Consider the following 705-nt stretch of genomic DNA (forward strand, 5'->3'; position numbering starts at 1 on the left):
ACTACGAGCGGCTTAGCAGCACCTTGCAGCAACTCCACTTCGTCGTCTTTACGTGTATTATGCTCGCCAGGCACTCCAACAGTGCATAACAGGCTCTAGGGACACCCGTGCCTGGGCGCAGCGGCCCGCGTCCGCGCTCCAGGCCTGGGGCAGGTACAAACGCCCGCCCACCAAACCCGCCGAAGTCCCTCGGCTCAGCACGGCAAATACGCCCACCTGCCCATTGCTGATTTTCCCCACCTGCCCGATGTACTGCCGGCCCACGCCCACGCTTTTGGTGCCCGCCTTCTCCCAGCCGCACTCGTCCAGCAGCAGGCCCTGCTCGCCGGCCACCGCGCCGAGCGTGACCTGCACCCGGCGGGCAACCTCGTCCATCACGGCCTGCCCGTCCCAGTCCGAAACGCTGATAAAGTGGTGCAGCACGTCGTAGCTGGCATCGGGCAGGCGCTCGCTCATCCGCTCCACGTTGCTGCGACAGGCGTGGAATAATCCTTTGATGTATTGCTGGCAATGCGCCCGTTACCCGTGTAGGCGCGGACAAAAGCAGGCGGCGTAACTGGCCACGTAGGCCTCCACTTTTTTTCAGTAATCGGCAGGTTCATCCCCTAGAGCGTGAGGACAATCAGCGCAACCAATCGAGTGCGGCGGCCACGTGCCAGAAGGCTAAGAAAGACACAACGGTTTTTTCGTAGCGGGTGGCCAGGC

The 705-nt window shown here is 62.7% G+C and carries 1 pseudogene; it reads right to left on the bottom strand.

The features are described from left to right. Nucleotides 1–57: 57 nt before the first annotated feature. A pseudogene (locus BEN48_RS16415) lies at nucleotides 58–507 on the bottom strand (transposase); the annotation flags it as partial. Nucleotides 508–705 lie beyond the last annotated feature (198 nt).

The organism is Hymenobacter glacialis (genome assembly GCF_001816165.1).
Lineage (GTDB): Bacteria > Bacteroidota > Bacteroidia > Cytophagales > Hymenobacteraceae > Hymenobacter > Hymenobacter glacialis.